Here is a 16767-nt window from a genome sequence, read left to right on the forward strand (position 1 = left end):
CATTGTAATAGGGCGTAGCATCCAGAAATAATCAAAATATATGGCATACCTAATAAGCTAAATCATTAAGGTATAGGTTTAACTAAAAAGGGTTGTATTAGTGCTTTTGCTTTTTTTCAAAAAAAAATTAATTTCTCAATTTCGTGCCATGTTTGCTGTCTTGGCTCTAGTGACTCTCCTGTACCCTTATGGCAAAATTTTAGCGTCAGAAAATAATATTAATACCCCCCCACTGAAATTTGAACGCATCTCAATTGCCGAAGGTTTATCACAGAGCTATGTTTACGATATTATACAAGACAACAATGGCTTTATATGGATAGCTACACAAGACGGTTTAAATCGTTATGATGGCAAAAACTTCGTTTATTATCGTCACGACAGTACCGATAAAAGCTCTATTGCTGGCAACTTCATTCGCAAACTTTTTATAGATAAGCAAAATATAATGTGGGTTGGAACAAACGAAGGATTAAGCCGTTACAACGAAGCATTAGACAGTTTTGACAACTTCTTTCATAAAACCAACGACAGTAACTCGCTCAAAGACAACGAAATTTGGGACATTTATCAAGACCAACAAAATGATATTTTAGTATCCACCAAAGAGGGTCTACATAAATACGACCAAAACAATAAAAACTTCTCTCGAATAAGAATTCGAGGTTTTGATTCGGCTTTAAGAGAAATTAAAACCATCTTTCAAGACAACAAAGGTAATTATTGGCTTGGCACTTATGATAAAGGGATATATTTAGCCAATAGTGCACTCTCATTCGCTATTTCTTTAAGCGAGGACAATAAATGGGATTTAAAGCTCAAAGCAAATGCTCTTTATGATCTAAAGCTTATTGATAACCAATATTGGTTAGCGACCGATAATGGACTTTATATCGTTTCAAAAGATTACAAAGTCATTAAACAATACAATGCGAACAATTTAGACAGTTCAAATAAAATTCTTTCAAACAAAGTTCGTTCTATAGCACAACTTGATAATTCAACTATCTGGCTGGGGACACCAAACGGTTTGAATAGTATCAACTTGCTTACTGGTGAAATTACGGCCTATCAAAGTACACCACATGAAAACTCTTTATCGTTCGACCTTATTTTGAAAGTATTTAAAGACAGCTCTGACAAAATGTGGATTGGTACCAATGGTGGTGGTATTAATACCTTCAGCTCTTTACAATTAAAAATCCACCACGGTTTATTTGATTATAATAATTCAGGTCAAGCAGTATATGCCTTTGCCGAAACATCTGATGGGACCGTTTGGTTTACGACCGACGATGGCCAACTCAATAAAATTGATAAACTTGGTAAAATTCATCAAGCTAAGATGAAAAATGACCAACCCATTTTTCATCTACTTGTTGATGAAAAAGATAATTTTTGGTTAAAAACAGAGCAAAGTACACCTTCTGAACCTGGACACTTATATTATTATCAAACAATAACAGAAAAACTGACTGAACATAAAGCATGGCAAAAAAAGTCAACATATAATGATTTTAGTGATTTAATACTTGCAAATGAGCAATTGTGGTTTATTGATAAAACAAAAAATCTATCATCTTTTAACTTAAAAAACAATAACCTACGAGAAATACAAGGCGAAAATAAAAAACATTTCACTGCAATAAAATATGATAATAATGACAAGTTGTGGCTAGTTACTGAAGATAAGCAAGTATTATATTACAGTATTTCAACAGAAAGTTTTTCTAACACAATTACAAGTATTCCTTCAAATTTACAATTGGGTAGCATAACAAGTATTGGCTTATCAGAGGATTGGATTTGGCTTGGGACCAGAGGACAGGGTATTGCAATTATTAATAAAAAGTCTGAGTCGATATCAATCATAAACGAAAGTAAGCAGTTAAGTAATAACTTCATAGCCGACATTATTATAGATAATCAACAGATTGCTTGGGTATCAACCAATCGGGGAGTAAATACGGTTGACCCAAAAAACAATATAGTAAAGTCATTCAATCAAGACCTGCTTTTAGATAATAATGAATTCATGAGTGATAGCGCTATTTTGACAAGTAACGACATAATCTATTTTGGTGGGATCTATGGTTTTCATTCATTTATCCCCAGAGAGTTACTTGCCATAGAGCAAAAATTATCAGCACCTTACCTTACTGACATTTTAGTTGCCAATAAAGAAATCAGTATTTCAAATGTAGAGATTAATCGAGCAGGGGCACCTTTTACTCTGACTAGATCACCTAATATTTTGAAGGAACTAAACTTAACACATAGCCAATCTCCATTTAGTATTGAGTTCATAACACCTAATGTTAAATTATTAGGCCATTTAAAGTATCGATATCGTCTTACAGGGCTAGAAAAGCATTGGATTGATGCGGGTAAAAATAACCTACGTGCCACCTACACCAATTTAAGCCCCGGTGACTATACCTTTGAAGTACAAGCATACGATTTACAAAACAAGCAAGAAAGTGCAATAAAAACGCTCAATATTACCATAATGCCGCCATGGTGGCTGTCAACTAGCGCCATATTTTTCTATAGCCTTATTGCGCTATTAATCTTCGCCTACATATTGCAACAGATACGCCATAAGCGTCTTTATCACCTACAAATAAAGATAAGTGAAGAACGTCTGAAGCTATCTCTTTGGGGCAGCGGTGATGAAATGTGGGATTGGAACATTAAAAGTGGAAAAATATTTCGCTCAAATATATGGGGAGTTTTAGAATTCCCGCAAGATGGTAAGCGCAATGTTGGAGCAGATCAAACCAATATTCACCAACACGATATCCCACGAGTACGGGAAGCTTTAAACCAGCATATGGAAGACAATAGCGAACACTTTGAGGCGACCTATCGTGTTAAAGATAAAGACGAAAAATGGATCTGGGTGCTCGACCGTGGAAAAATTGTTGAACGAGACGAAAAAAACAAACCTAGCCGAATGACAGGGACCTTAAAAGATATTAGTCAAATTAAACGCGCCGATGAGCGTTTAAAACTTTTTGCAAAATGTATCGAGAATATTTCAGACGCGATTGTTATTTATGACCGTCAATTTACTGTCGTAGATATCAATCAAGCATTTCAAAATATAACCGGTAAAAATAAGTTACAAATGCAAGGGACTTTACTTAATTTTGATCAATATCCTGATAGCTTTAATCAAAAGGTTAAACAACATTTAATGACCAAAGGTAATTGGCACGGTGAAATAAAAAGTAAACGTGACAATGGCGAGATTTATTCAACTGACTTTAATATCGATATAATTCGTGACGACAGTGGCAATATATCGCACTTTGTCGGCGTTTTTTCTGATATAACCAAGCGCAAGCAAACAGAAGCAGAATTAAGAAAACTTGCCAATACCGACACCCTAACTGGGTTACCGAATCGTGCTTATTTTCAAGTCAATCAACAAAAATTAGTGAGCAGTAAAGTCCCACATGCCTTACTGGTGTTTGATTTAGATAACTTTAAAAAAGTAAATGACTCATTAGGTCATGAAGTTGGCGATGTTTTGCTATGCAAAGTGGCCGAACGCATTAAAGTTCTAGGCCGAAATCAAGATACGGTTTATCGTTTAGGTGGCGATGAATTTAGTTTAATTGTTGAGAACACCAATGATCTTCATACCATCACCCACATCGCTAAAGAAGTTTTAAAAGCTATTGCACTACCGCTTAGGCTTAAAAGCCAAGAAATTGTGCTTTATAGTAGTATTGGCATCGTAATTTATCCTGAAGATGGCGCGAGTCCACAAGAGCTCCTTAAAAATGCCGATACGGCCATGTACCATGCGAAAAATACGGGTGGTAATAAATACCAATTTTTCAGCGACTCAATGAATAAAACCGCCGTTAAACGCCTGCAAATAGAAAGCTTAATTCGGCACGGATTAAAAGAAGATTTATTTTCGGTTTTTTATCAACCAAAAATCGAGATTGCAACAGGAAAAATAGCAGGTATGGAGGCCTTAGTTCGCTTTGAAACACCGAATAAAGGCATAATAAGCCCAGTCGTCTTTATCCCTGTGTCAGAAGAAACAGGGCAAATTATAGATATTGGTGAGATAGTTTTGCGCAAAGCATGCTTTGCCACTAAAAAGTGGGTCGATACCGGACTTTTTGACGGACGTGTGGCGGTTAACCTTTCGGCGGTGCAGTTTACCCAACCAAATTTGGTGGCAATGATTGCTGATACGTTAAAAGAAAGTGGCTTACTGGCAAAATATCTTGAGCTAGAAATCACTGAAGGCACGGTAATGGACTCACCACAAAAAGCGATTGATACTATGTTACAAATTCGTGCGATGGGCATCCATTTATCACTGGACGATTTTGGTACGGGTTATTCTTCACTGGCCTATTTGAAAAAATTCCCCTTAAATACGCTAAAAATAGACAAAGCTTTTGTTGATGATATAGAAACCTCAGAGCAAGGACGGAATATGGTGGCAACAATAGTGACTATCGCGCATAACCTAGGTATGCAAGTGGTCGCAGAAGGCGTTGAAACCAATCAGCAATTGAGCTTTTTGTCTGGCTTACGTTGCGAGCAATTACAAGGCTACCTTTATAGTAAACCGCTACCTAAAGGTGACTTCCAAAAGTATTTGCTTTCTTTTCAAATTGCCAATAAATCTACTTCATTTGGAAAAAATGCCATTTAAATAAAGTCGTCAACTTTATGACGCTGTAATTTTTATGTAAAAAACGTGTTAAGAGCCTTGTAAATTAAGACTTTTATTATTGGCACGATTTTCGCTTTATTCTTGTTGAATTTAATTTAATTTAATTTAATAACAATAAGGAATACCATGCTTAGTTCATTAATTTTATCTTTTGCAATGTCTACCACTCCTGCTGCAAATGTTGACACATTCACAATTGAAGAAGTTGGCACAAGACGTACTCAAGTTCGCATCAACACTCAAAAATTGACGGTTGATGAAGTTGGCACAAGACGTACGCAAGTTCGCATCAACACTCAAGAATTGACGGTTGATGCAGTTGGCACAAGACGTACGCAAGTTCGTATTGGCACCAGACGCACCCAAGTTCGCATATAGGAGGCTTTATGATTAATTTAATTAAATCATTATTTATGACTGCGAAGACTGAAAACACTATTGCGGCAAGCATCGAAATAAAAGAAATGCCTGCAAGTACTTGGTGGAATTAAGACCTTATAAAGCCTGTTGATTTTTATAAAGATTATTAGACACTACGCTACAAGGAAGTTAGCGTCTTTATAAATTAAAAGTTACTGACATTAAAACAGGCTATATTTTTTATTATGCTGGAAATAACAAGCAATCAAAACCAAAACGCTGGTATATCTTTACACGTTTTTTCATGCAGAACATGGGCCAAACAAAAGGACCAAACATTAAACCGGCTATTGCCCATCGCTTTATACCTAAGCCACTACTGATGGCCTGGCAATAAAAAAACAAAGAAAAAACAACGCTTAATACCCCGCTGAATAACAAAATCATGCTCTACTCACTTTGAAAAATTAGACTTGAAAAGTAAAAAAACCAACACGCCTAGTTATTTTAACAAGTTTAGAGTAATTATTCAAAAACTATGTATTTTATTGTGAGCTTATTATCTCAAATTAATAGCCCCCTATTTCAAAAAAAAATAAAAAAAGAGGCAATAAATTGCCCCTTAGTAAATTAATTATCACTACCTTAGCGGTAAATAAATACCGCACAAGGTAATGTTAGCCAGAGTATAGGCTAATTATAAAAGCTTTCATTTTGCTCTGCCATTTTCACTAAGGCATCACAAGGCGTAAATCGCTCACCAAATTCAGCTTGCCATTGGGTTAATTTACTCACTAAAGTTGCCGCGCCAATCTTATCCATATATTTGAAGGGTCCACCAAGGAAAGGCGGGAAGCCTATACCAAAAATAGCGCCAATATCGCCGTCACGGGCATTGCGGATAATATCTTCATCTAAACAACGAGCTGCTTCATTAAGCATCATATAAACACAGCGCTCAGCTTGTGCGTCAGTAACCGTGGTATTACTAACCTTAAGCCCTAGCAAGGCGTATACACTTTCATCGACTAATTTTTTCTTACTTTTAGTATTATATTGATAAAAGCCTTTTTTAGTTTTTTTACCTAAACGGCCATCATCAATTAATTTAGAGAATGCCGTTGGTGGAGCAAACCTATCCCCTAATTCTGCTTGTAGAATTGGACCGATTTTAGCACCAACGTCAAGACCCACTTCATCTAATAGTTGCATAGGTCCAACGGGAAAACCAAATTTAACCATAGCTTTATCAAGCGCTTTAATAGAGCAACCTTCAAGCAATAACGTCGCGGCTTCATTTAAATAAGGCGCTAAAATACGGTTAACATAAAAACCAGCTTTATCTTTTACCACAATCGGTGTTTTGCCTTGCTGCTTGGCAAATGCGACGGTAGTCGAGATAGTTTGATCAGAGGTTTTATCGTGGGCGATAATTTCCACTAACGGCATTTTGTCAGCCGGTGAAAAGTAATGTAGACCAATAACATTTTCAGGTCGTAAAGCGTGCTCTGCTATTTGGCCTATTGGCAAGCTTGAAGTGTTACTGGCGAAAATAGTACCTTCTTTACAATGGCTTTCAATATCCGCCAGCATTTTTTGTTTTAAGGTTAAATCTTCAAACACCGCTTCAACAACAAGATCAACATTGCCAAAACCAGTATATTCTGTCGTACCAGTTATTAGCGCTAATTGACTTTGCATTTCGCTATGACGCATAAAACGGCGTTTAACTTTTTTGTTTAACAAATCATAACCATATTTTAAGGCATGGCTGATACCTTGATTTGAAATATCTTTTATCCGCACAGGTAATTTAGCTTTTGTTGCTGTGACAAAAGCGATACCTCCACCCATCAAACCGCCACCAAGCACTGCGGTATTAGTTATTTTTTTAGGCGCCACACCTTCAACTCCCTGCTCTTTTTTCATATCTGTGGTCGCAAAAAATAGTTGTCTAAGCTGAACAGAAACATCACTCATCACTAATTGACCAAAATGATCAGCTTCCACTTGATAACCTTTTGAAGCAGCTTGCTCAACACCGGCACGAATACAGTCAATTATTTTTAAAGGCGAAGGGTAGTTACCTTTAGTTTGACCTAATACCATTTTTGTCGCTTTAGAAAATAAAACATTTCGGCCTACGCTGTTACCTTCAAGTAACTTATCCATTATGGATAATTGGCGAGCTTTAGGTTTTACCTTGCCAGAAAGCGCCAGCTGCTCTGCAGTTTTCAGCAAAATACTCTGCGGCACTACATCATTTACCAAGCCCGATTTTAATGCTTGCTTAGCACGTAATTGCTTACCGGTTAGCATCATATCTAATGACTTTTGAATACCAACACGTTTGGGTAATCGTTGTGTGCCACCACCACCTGGCAGTAAACCTAATTGCACTTCAGGCAAGCCTAGGGCGGTTTTTGAACTGTCACTACAAACGATGGCATGACACGCCATAGCAAGTTCTAATCCGCCACCTAAACAAGCGCCATGCACTGCAGCAACAACCGGGATTGATAAGTTTTCCAGTTGATCAAAAATCATTTGCCCTTGACGTGACAAAGCCGTGGCTTGTGCAGCAGAAGTACAATTGGCCAACATATGCACATCAGCACCAGCGACAAACGAATCCGCTTTACCACTGGCTAATACTAAGCCAGTAATTGACTTGTCTTCGCGTATCTCTTTTAATATTTCCGCTATTTCATCAGAAAATTCAGCTTTCAAAGTGTTCATAGAGTCGCCTTTAACGTCCATGATCAAATGCGCTATACCATTTTCTTGGCGAGCTAAACTAAAGGTTTTATTATTTTCTGCTTGTTCACTATTTGTTACATCAGTCATTAATCTGTCTCCACAATCATAGCCGCGCCTAAACCACCAGCTGCACAAGCTGTGGTTAAGCCAACACCGCCGCCACGACGGTTTAATTCATTCAATGTTTGTACAATCAATCGAGTACCTGTTGCCGCAAACGGATGACCATAGGCTAACGAACCACCCATGACATTGAATTTGTCCATATCGATTTCACCAATGGCTTTATCACGCCCTAAATGCGTTTGAGCAAACTTGTTACTGGCAAACATTTTCACGTTGGCCAACGCCTGTGCCGCAAAGGCTTCATGCATTTCAATTAAATCTACATCGGCTAAATTCATGCCGGCACGCTGTAAGGCGATTGGCGAAGCATAACTTGGCCCCATTAGCATATCTTCCCAAACATCAATCGCGGCAAAGCCGTAACTGCGAATGTAGCCTAAAGGTTTATAACCGAGTTCTTTAGCTCGACCTTCACGCATCATTAAAATGGCCGAAGCGCCATCGGTTAGCGGCGTACTTGTCGCCGCTGTTACCGTACCGTGTTTGCGATCAAAAACGGGGCGTAATTTTGCATAACTGGCTAGCTCTGAGTTTTCACGAATACAATTATCTCTCTCGATAAATGACTTGTAGGGTTCGCTATGCGCGGTCATCACCTCACCGGCTAGCTTACCTTCTTGCCAGCTTTTCGTGGCTAAGGTATGTGAGCGATGCGCTAATGCATCTTGTGCTTCACGGGTAATACCATGTGTTTTTGCCATTTGTTCTGCGGTATGCCCCATTGACAAACCAGAAGAATATTCGGCAACAGCCGGAGGTACAGGTAATATATCCTTAAAGTTAAGCTGGCGAATAAGCGCCATTTTTGCTCCAAATGAGCGGGCTTTACTTAAATCTAATAAAGTGCGAGCAAATTTCTTCGAGACACCAATGGGCGCAACAGACGAAGAGTCAGCACCACCGGCAATACCGACATCAACAAAACCCGCCATAATTGACTCAGCAACATTAACCGCAGATTGAAAACTAGTCGCACAAGCACGAGAAACACTATAAGCATCCGTATGAACATTCATCCCAGTACCTAGCACAATTTCACGGGCAATATTGGGCGCTTCTGGCATTTGCACCACTTGCCCAAACACTAACTGGTCGATAATTTTTGGGTCAACGTCATGCTTTTGTAGTAATTCATTGACAACAATTTTGCCTAAGTCGACAGCAGGAACGCCATGAAAAGCCGTCGCTTGTTTTGCAAACGGCGTACGTAAGCCCGCGACTATAGCTATGCGCTCTCCACTGCCGGTTATTAATTTTGATTTTGTCATTTTTAATTCCATCTTGTTGCAACACTCAAGAGGTCAGACCTCTTCGGATTTGTGATAATTCTAACCAACTATAGAAATAATTCAATCATTAGCTTCAAAATATAAGCAAACTTATACTAAGAAGATACCAAGAACACACCAAGTAACTAAAAAGCTAAAGAAAAAACCCTACAATTTTGTCCTGATGGTTGTTTTTTTAAAAGCTGAACCTTATATCAACTTATGTGTCAGACCTGCTGACTTAAACTTTTTTAATCAATAAGAACGATAAACTATGGCTATTGAACACTTTTCCTCATTAAAAGAACATTTATCTTCACAAATTATTGGACAGCACGCCCTTGTTGAAAACTTACTGATAGCGCTTTTAGCTGATGGACATCTTATTGTAGAAGGTCCTCCGGGTTTAGCAAAAACTCGTGCGGTTAACGCATTAGCGCAAGGTATCGAAGCAGACTTTCATCGCGTTCAGTTTACCCCTGATTTATTACCAGCAGATTTAACCGGCACAGATATCTATCGCCCTGAAGATGGTACCTTTGTTTTTCAACCCGGACCATTATTTCGTAACCTAGTCTTAGCCGATGAAATAAACCGCGCGCCGGCAAAAGTTCAGTCTGCCTTATTGGAGGCGATGGCGGAAGGCCAAATTACGGTCGGCCGCAATACTTATCCCTTACCTGAATTATTTTTAGTCATGGCAACACAAAACCCGATTGAGCAAGAAGGCACTTATCCACTGCCTGAAGCGCAACTTGACCGTTTTTTAATGCATGTTGAAATCGATTATCCTGATGCCGCTAGTGAGTTAGAAATTTTAAAACTTAACCGCGGTGAAGCATTAAAAGTAGCAACAAAAGCCATTGAAAAAATGACTCAGGCTGATATTTTTTCTGCTCGCAAAGAAACCATGCAAATTCATATGGCGCCAGCGGTGGAAAACTATATCGTTGATTTGATCATGGCAACTCGTCATCCAGAAAAGTACGATGACAAATTAAAACAATGGCTTGCCTACGGTGCTAGCCCGCGCGCTACTATCGCACTTGACCGCTGTGCACGAGCAAGAGCTTGGCTAAATAACCGAGACTTTGTTAGCCCTGAAGATGTTCAAGCGGTTTTTCACAACGTATTGCGTCACCGAATAATAATGACTTATCAAGCTGAAGCAGAAGGTATCAGTAGTAATCAACTACTTGATCACTTACTCAGCTTAGTGGCGGTTGCCTAAGCGCAAGTTACCTTTATGTGGTTTAATCAAAAAAAATCGACCGAGCAAAACAACCCGCAATTGTTGCTTAATGAACTGGTCAGTAATGGCATCGAATTAACCATTGAAGAGTTAATTCGTTATCAGGCTAAAAGCTCACTGATTAATTTAGCCGCCTCGAAAAGTTTACGTGGCAAAATGTCAGGCAATTATCTCGCCCGCAGCAAAGGCCGAGGCATGGAGTTTGATGAAGTTCGCCATTATCAAAATGGTGACGACATTCGCGCTATTGACTGGCGGGTAACGGCTCGCACAGGAAAAACACACACAAAATTATTTCATGAAGAAGTGGAACGCCCCGTGCTTATTGCCACCGACTTAAGCACCAGCATGCTTTTTGGTAGCCGTTTACTTTTTAAATCAGTGCAAGCAGCGCATGTTGCAGCCTTAGTGGCTTGGCATGCCAAGTCACGCGGCGATCGCATTGGCGGTATTGTCTTTAACCAACACAGTCACCAAGAATTAAAACCCCGTAGCAGGCAACAAGGTGTTTTGCATTACTTGCATGCGTTAGTTACGAAACACGCTGATTCTTTAACTATTGCTAGCGAGCCCTTAGACCGTGAACAAGCAATATTAGCCTTTGAACAAAACTGTGCGCGCCTTCGCCAACTCGCTAAACCCGGTAGCTTAGTGTATCTGATCACCGATGCCTTTAATCTCACGGATGAAGCGGTGCGCCATTTAGCTCATATTACGCGACATTGTGAATTAGTCGTTTGCTTGCTCAGCGATCCACTCGAACAAAAACTGCCAGAGAGTAAACAGAAAATTAGCGTTGGCATCACTAATGGTGATGATAGTGATGAGCGTCAACAATTAATACTCGGTGACCCTGCACTGGCTGAAAAATATCATCAACAAGCCCTGAGTTTAAGTAACACCAAAGAAGAAAAACTAACCAAAGCTGGCGTGCGCTTACTGCACTTTTGTGCCAGTGAAGCACTCGAAACTCAATTACATCGCGGAGTAGCGTCATGGATCCGCTAGCACAATTAAGTGATATTCATCTACCGGCCAATGTGCACGGTTATCTTATCGCACCAGGTTGGTGGCTTTTAGCCGTTATTGTTTTAGCCTTAATCATTTATGGCCTATTAAAACTGCGACAAGCCATGATTAAACGTCAGGCGAAAAAAATGGCACTCAAACAATTATCAACAGCGACTGACATCAGCGCTATGGTAGCCCTACTAAAATGGGCGGCTTTACAATACTTTCCACGATCACAAGTCGCACACTTAACTGGCAATGCTTTTAAAAGCTTTTTAATCGCCACATTACCCCCTAAGCATCAGCAAGAATTTACTGAACTTAGCGCCGAACACTTTGTTTCTGTTTACCAAAGTACTGCGGTAAGTACTACAGCAAATATAATATCGGCTGAATTTTCAAGCGCAGCGAAATTATGGCTTAGCCATGCTTTACCACCCAAAAAAGAGTTAGCTAGGTTAGCGGCTGCAACAATTAATAACACAAACACTGGCTTGCATAACAGCCCAGCAGCAGATAAATCAGCTAACGTAGTGATTGAAAATGATGGAGCAAAATCATGATACATTTTGATTTCCTCTGGGCCTTAATCGCCCTACCGCTGCCGTTACTTGTCTATTGGTTACCGGCTAAAAAACAAGTACAAGCCGCGCCACTTAGAATGCCCACCATCATTAAAGGTATTCAGACACAAGAGTTTGCCCCCGAAAAGAAAAAGTCATCAATACTCATACTCAGCCTTATTTGGCTGTTACTGGTTCTGGCGAGCACTCAGCCACAATGGCTAGGTGAATCCGTCAATGTGCCCACTGAAGGGCGCGAGATGATGATCGCGGTTGATTTATCCGGCAGTATGCAAGTAGAAGATATGAGCCTTAATGGCCGCAGCGTTAATCGTCTTGATATGTTAAAACAATTACTGGGTGAATTTATCGCACGACGCAGCGGTGACAGGTTAGGTTTGATCTTATTCGGTGACGATGCCTATATGCAAACGCCGATGACCTTTGATCGTAAAACTGTGCAACAAATGCTTGATGAAACCGTGTTGGGCTTAGTCGGCAAAAAAACCGCAATTGGTGACGCTATCGCACTTGCGGTTAAACGCTTTGATGAAAAAAAAGAATCGAATAGGGTTTTATTGTTACTCACCGATGGTCAAAATACCGCGGGTAAAATTACCCCCGACCAAGCGCTTGAATTAGCCGTGGCAAAAAAAATCACCATATACACTATTGGTATTGGCGCTGATGTTATGGTGCAAAACTCATTATTTGGCGCTCGTCGCGTCAACCCTTCAAGTGATCTTGATGAAGAGTCTTTACAACGTCTGGCTGATGAAACCGGTGGTTATTATTTTCGCGCTCGCGCCAGTGAAGACATGAGTGAAATTTATCAACTATTGGACGCTCTTGAACCCGTAGAACAAGAACAACAACAGATGCGACCTTTAACCGCTTTGTTCCACTGGCCTTTAGGCTTAGCGTTACTGATAAGCTTACTCACGCTGTTAACTAAGAGCATCTCCAATGGGCAATTTTTCCTCAGCAAAAAAGCAGCAACTGGAGTGACGGATTAATATGGCTGACTTTCATTTTATTCGCCCACTCTGGCTATTAGCTATTATTGGCTTATTTTTAATGCTGTTTATGTTAAAAAAATTGCGTGTTAAGCAGTCAGGCTGGCAGCAACTGTTACCGGCACATTTAGCAAAAGTATTAGTGCAAGGTAACGCTAAAGCAAAATCTAACTCATTGCTGTTACCGTTTTTAATCGGCTTACTGTCAATTTTAGCCATGGCAGGACCGAGTTGGCAAAAACTACCACAGCCAGTGTATCAAGTAGCACAAGGCTCAGTGCTGATCATGGACATGTCGTACTCAATGTATGCCACCGACGTTGCTCCTAATCGCCTGACACGCGCACGTTATAAAGCCATAGATTTACTCGATAGTATTAAAGATGGTGAAATCGGTCTGATTGCCTATGCGGGCGATGCTTTTAACATTAGTCCGTTAACCGATGACAGCAATAATATAAAATTACTTTTACCCTCATTAAGCCCCGAACTTATGCCGGTACTGGGTAGCAACCCATTTGCCGCATTGGCACTGGCCAATGAAATGTTAATCAATGCCGGTCATAAAGACGGCGATATTTATTGGTTCACTGACGGTATCGATAATATTGATATTCAAGATATAACCCAATGGTCACGCGATCATCCTTATCGGCTTAATATTCTTGGCATTGGTACAAAAACGGGCGCGCCCATTAAACTCAGTAATGGCGAACTGATGAAAGATGACAATGGCGCGATTATTGTGCCTAAGTTAACAGTACAAGCATTGCAGGGCTTAGCTCAACGCGGTAGAGGCAACTACGCTACCCTGACCCAGAACAACAAAGATATTGAACGACTGACCTTCAAACCGCTCAGCACTGACATAGACACAGACAACACCAAAGCCAGTGAAAATACCGGCGATCAATGGCAAGAGTTTGGCCCCTACCTGCTGTTATTAATTCTGCCAATGGTGTTAAGTTATTTTAGACGTGGCGCACTACTGGCAACCCTGCCGTTCGCTTTCATGTTAATACCCAATAACCAGGCTCAGGCTGATATTTGGCAAGATCTTTGGAAAACTAAAGATCAACAAGGTCAAGCGTACTTTAACAGTGAGCAATATCAGCAAGCAGCAGAACAATTTAAAAACCCACTATGGCAAGGTAGTGCCTACTACAAAGCCGGTGATTACCAACAAGCCTTAGCCGCATTTAAACAAGAAAACACCGCAGAGGCGCTATTTAATCAAGGTAATGCTTTAGCTAAATTAGAAAAATTTGACGACGCGATAGCGGCCTATGAACAAGCCTTACAGCGTGATCCAAACTTAGCCGATGCAAAAGCGAATAAAGCCTTGCTTGAAAAGTTAAAGCAACAACAAGAACAGCAAGAACAAGAATCAGGTGACGAACAACAGCAAAATGATCAACAAAACAACGACCAGCAAGACAATGATCAGCCGGGTGAAAACCAAGACGGTGAGAGTCAAGACAGCCAAAACGAAAATAGTGACAGCAAAGACAGCGAACAGCAGCAAAGTCCACAGAACTCAGAAGAACAAGAGCCAGGCGAACAAGATGAATCTTCTGCGCAAAAAGATGCTGAAGAAGGCCAAGAGCAAAAAGATCAGCAAGAAAATGACCGCGATAAACAACAGCAATCAGAACAACAGCAAGCTAAAAATGCACAAGAAGCGAAAAGCCCTGAAGATTCAAGCGATGCACAAAGCCTAGCAGCTAAAGAGCTAGCTGAACAATTGGCCAAAGAAACCGAACAAAAACATCAACAATTACTCAACAAAGTCACTGATGACCCCTATATGTTACTGAGAAATAAAATGCAGTTAGAGTATCAAAAACGTAGTCAAGATCGTCGAAATGTAGGAGTTAAGAAAAAGTGGTAAAAGTTATAATTTCTTTGTTGGCTATTTTATTATCATGTCATAGCTACGCATTAACAAAAGTCAGCGCATCGGTTGATAAAAGCCTGACCATGGCTAATGAATCAATAATATTAACCATTACCGCCGATGATGATGTTAACGCAAACGCCTTAGATACATCAGCACTATTAACTGACTTTATTGTCGGTAGAACATCGGTTAGCTCACAAACGAGCATGATCAATTTTGACACCACACGCACCACGACATGGAATACAGTGTTAATACCTCGAAGTTCAGGTGAGCTAGTGATACCCGCGTTTGACATTAATGGTTTCAAAACCCAAATCATCACCATTAATTCACTAGCGGCAAACGAATCAGCCACTTCAAACCAGCAAGACCTGTTTATCACCACACAAGCCTCTGCCACCGACTTATACGTACAACAGCAAATCACGCTAACCGTAAGGCTACACTTCGCTGCAGAATTAAAGCGTGGCAGTTTGAGTGAGCCAAGCCTGGTCAGCGCGAATATTTTACAAATCGGCAAAGACCAAGAATCAGAAAGTATTATCAAAGGCAAACGTTATCGGGTTATTGAACGCGTGTACGCCATTAGCCCACAAAAAAGCGGTGATATGATATTAAAAGCACCGGTTTTTTCTGGCGAGATCATCATAGCCTCGGCAAGGCGATCTAACTTTTTAAGTTTTGCCGATACTAAACCGGTTAGTGTTGTAGGTGACGATATAGCGTTAACGGTTAACGCTATTCCAGCACAAGTTAGCGGGCTATGGTTGCCCAGCGAATTATTCGCTTTACAGCAAGAGTTTCAACCCGCGCCAAGAAAATTTAAAGTGGGTGAGCCGATCACTCGCACCATTACGCTCACCGCAGTCGGGCTTTCAGAGGAGCAACTACCTGAAATTAACATGCAAGTTCCGCAAGGACTTAAAGTGTACCCAGATCAAGCTAAACTGCATACTGGCCTAAACAATGAACGTTTAGTCAGCCAAAAAGTGGTTAACTTTGCCATTGTTGCCAGTAAAGCCGGTGAATATCAGTTACCCGAAATTAGTATTCCTTGGTGGAATACCGTCACTAATAAAGCAGAAATAGCCACAATAGCAGGGCAAAAAATCATCATATTACCCAACGCTGATATAGCACCAAGTACTATGCAGCAGCAACCACCGCGTATTAATCTTGAAAACCCAACAACACCCAGGGTTGTAGAAAGCGTAATCATTCAGCAAAACAGCTTCTTGCAATGGCTATTTCTAGCCTTATGGTTACTCACCTTATTAGCTTGGTATATAACAGCAAAGCGCCCTTTTAAGCCTAAGCAAGCCAATAGTGAAACTAACACCAAGGTCAATAATGCTCATCTTGCTATCTTAGCTGCCTGTAAGAAAAATAATGGCGAATTAGCCTTAGCATGTTTGCTGCCATGGGCACGCTATCAATCAAAGCAACAATCATTAGACAATAATCAAAGCCAAGTACTAACAACACTTGACTCATTGCACGATTATTTTAACGACCCCGCACTGTCTAACGCTATTATTGAGTTGCAACAAAGCTATTATGGAAAAAATCCAAGTGCTTGGTCAGGCAACAAGCTGAGCCTTGCCATTCAAGCATTGAATAAAAGCAAATTCAGCAAATCATCCGTGGTTGATATCAGCATTAATCCTTAGCAGCGTCTAGCAATTAAGCTGCTCTAAATTAACGTTATTGAAATCACCTGTTCAACATAAATAAAGCCGAGCTATTCAAGGTCGGCTTTTGTGTCAAAGATAGTTAAATTTTATTTAACTTAATGGACTA

11 protein-coding genes are annotated in these 16767 nt (G+C 40.1%); 8 read left to right on the forward strand and 3 right to left on the reverse strand.

Going from position 1 to position 16767, the window contains the following annotated elements:
* Positions 1–100: 100 nt before the first annotated feature.
* A complete protein-coding gene (locus H4J41_RS09970) occupies positions 101–4687 on the forward strand; it encodes an EAL domain-containing protein (RefSeq protein WP_182138292.1) in 4587 nt (1528 codons plus the stop codon).
* Between the two features lie 177 nt (positions 4688–4864).
* The gene (locus H4J41_RS09975) at positions 4865–5086 is read left to right on the forward strand and encodes a hypothetical protein (RefSeq protein ID WP_182138291.1); all 222 of its coding nucleotides are present in this window, start codon (positions 4865–4867) and stop codon (positions 5084–5086) included.
* A gap of 225 nt (positions 5087–5311) precedes the next feature.
* Here H4J41_RS09975 and H4J41_RS09980 read toward each other — a convergent pair whose 3' ends face one another.
* The 3 genes from H4J41_RS09980 to fadI all read right to left on the reverse strand — a co-directional run bounded on the left by H4J41_RS09980 (position 5312) and on the right by fadI (position 9222).
* On the reverse strand, positions 5312–5515 hold the full coding sequence (locus H4J41_RS09980; RefSeq protein WP_182138290.1) for a hypothetical protein: 204 nt from the start codon (positions 5513–5515) through the stop codon (positions 5312–5314).
* Between the two features lie 246 nt (positions 5516–5761).
* Positions 5762–7915, reverse strand: coding sequence for a fatty acid oxidation complex subunit alpha FadJ (fadJ, locus tag H4J41_RS09985; protein WP_182138289.1), 2154 nt, complete (start codon positions 7913–7915; stop codon positions 5762–5764).
* On the reverse strand, positions 7915–9222 hold the full coding sequence (gene fadI / locus H4J41_RS09990) for an acetyl-CoA C-acyltransferase FadI (RefSeq protein WP_182138288.1): 1308 nt from the start codon (positions 9220–9222) through the stop codon (positions 7915–7917). Before fadI ends, fadJ begins: the two co-directional genes overlap by 1 nt.
* Before the next feature lie 274 nt (positions 9223–9496).
* On the opposite strand from fadI, the gene H4J41_RS09995 reads away from it, so the two are divergent.
* Genes H4J41_RS09995 through H4J41_RS10020 form a run of 6 tightly spaced genes read left to right on the forward strand, consistent with a single transcriptional unit; the run spans position 9497 to position 16637 of the window.
* Positions 9497–10453, forward strand: a complete 957-nt coding sequence (locus tag H4J41_RS09995; protein ID WP_182138287.1) for a MoxR family ATPase — start codon at positions 9497–9499, stop codon at positions 10451–10453.
* A gap of 15 nt (positions 10454–10468) precedes the next feature.
* Complete coding sequence (locus tag H4J41_RS10000; RefSeq protein WP_182138286.1) at positions 10469–11482, forward strand: DUF58 domain-containing protein; 1014 nt, start codon at positions 10469–10471, stop codon at positions 11480–11482.
* Complete coding sequence (locus H4J41_RS10005) at positions 11470–12048, forward strand: DUF4381 domain-containing protein (RefSeq protein ID WP_182138285.1); 579 nt, start codon at positions 11470–11472, stop codon at positions 12046–12048. Before H4J41_RS10000 ends, H4J41_RS10005 begins: the two co-directional genes overlap by 13 nt.
* Positions 12045–13064, forward strand: a complete 1020-nt coding sequence (locus tag H4J41_RS10010; protein ID WP_182138284.1) for a VWA domain-containing protein — start codon at positions 12045–12047, stop codon at positions 13062–13064. The genes H4J41_RS10005 and H4J41_RS10010 overlap by 4 nt, the downstream gene beginning before the upstream one ends.
* A gap of 1 nt (position 13065) precedes the next feature.
* The gene (locus H4J41_RS10015) at positions 13066–14955 is read left to right on the forward strand and encodes a tetratricopeptide repeat protein (RefSeq protein ID WP_182138283.1); all 1890 of its coding nucleotides are present in this window, start codon (positions 13066–13068) and stop codon (positions 14953–14955) included.
* Positions 14949–16637: a BatD family protein gene (locus tag H4J41_RS10020; protein WP_310649836.1), complete on the forward strand. Its 1689-nt coding sequence runs from the start codon at positions 14949–14951 to the stop codon at positions 16635–16637. The genes H4J41_RS10015 and H4J41_RS10020 overlap by 7 nt, the downstream gene beginning before the upstream one ends.
* Positions 16638–16767: the final 130 nt, after the last annotated feature.

Source organism: Colwellia sp. MB3u-45, from assembly GCF_014077005.1.
GTDB lineage: Bacteria > Pseudomonadota > Gammaproteobacteria > Enterobacterales > Alteromonadaceae > Cognaticolwellia.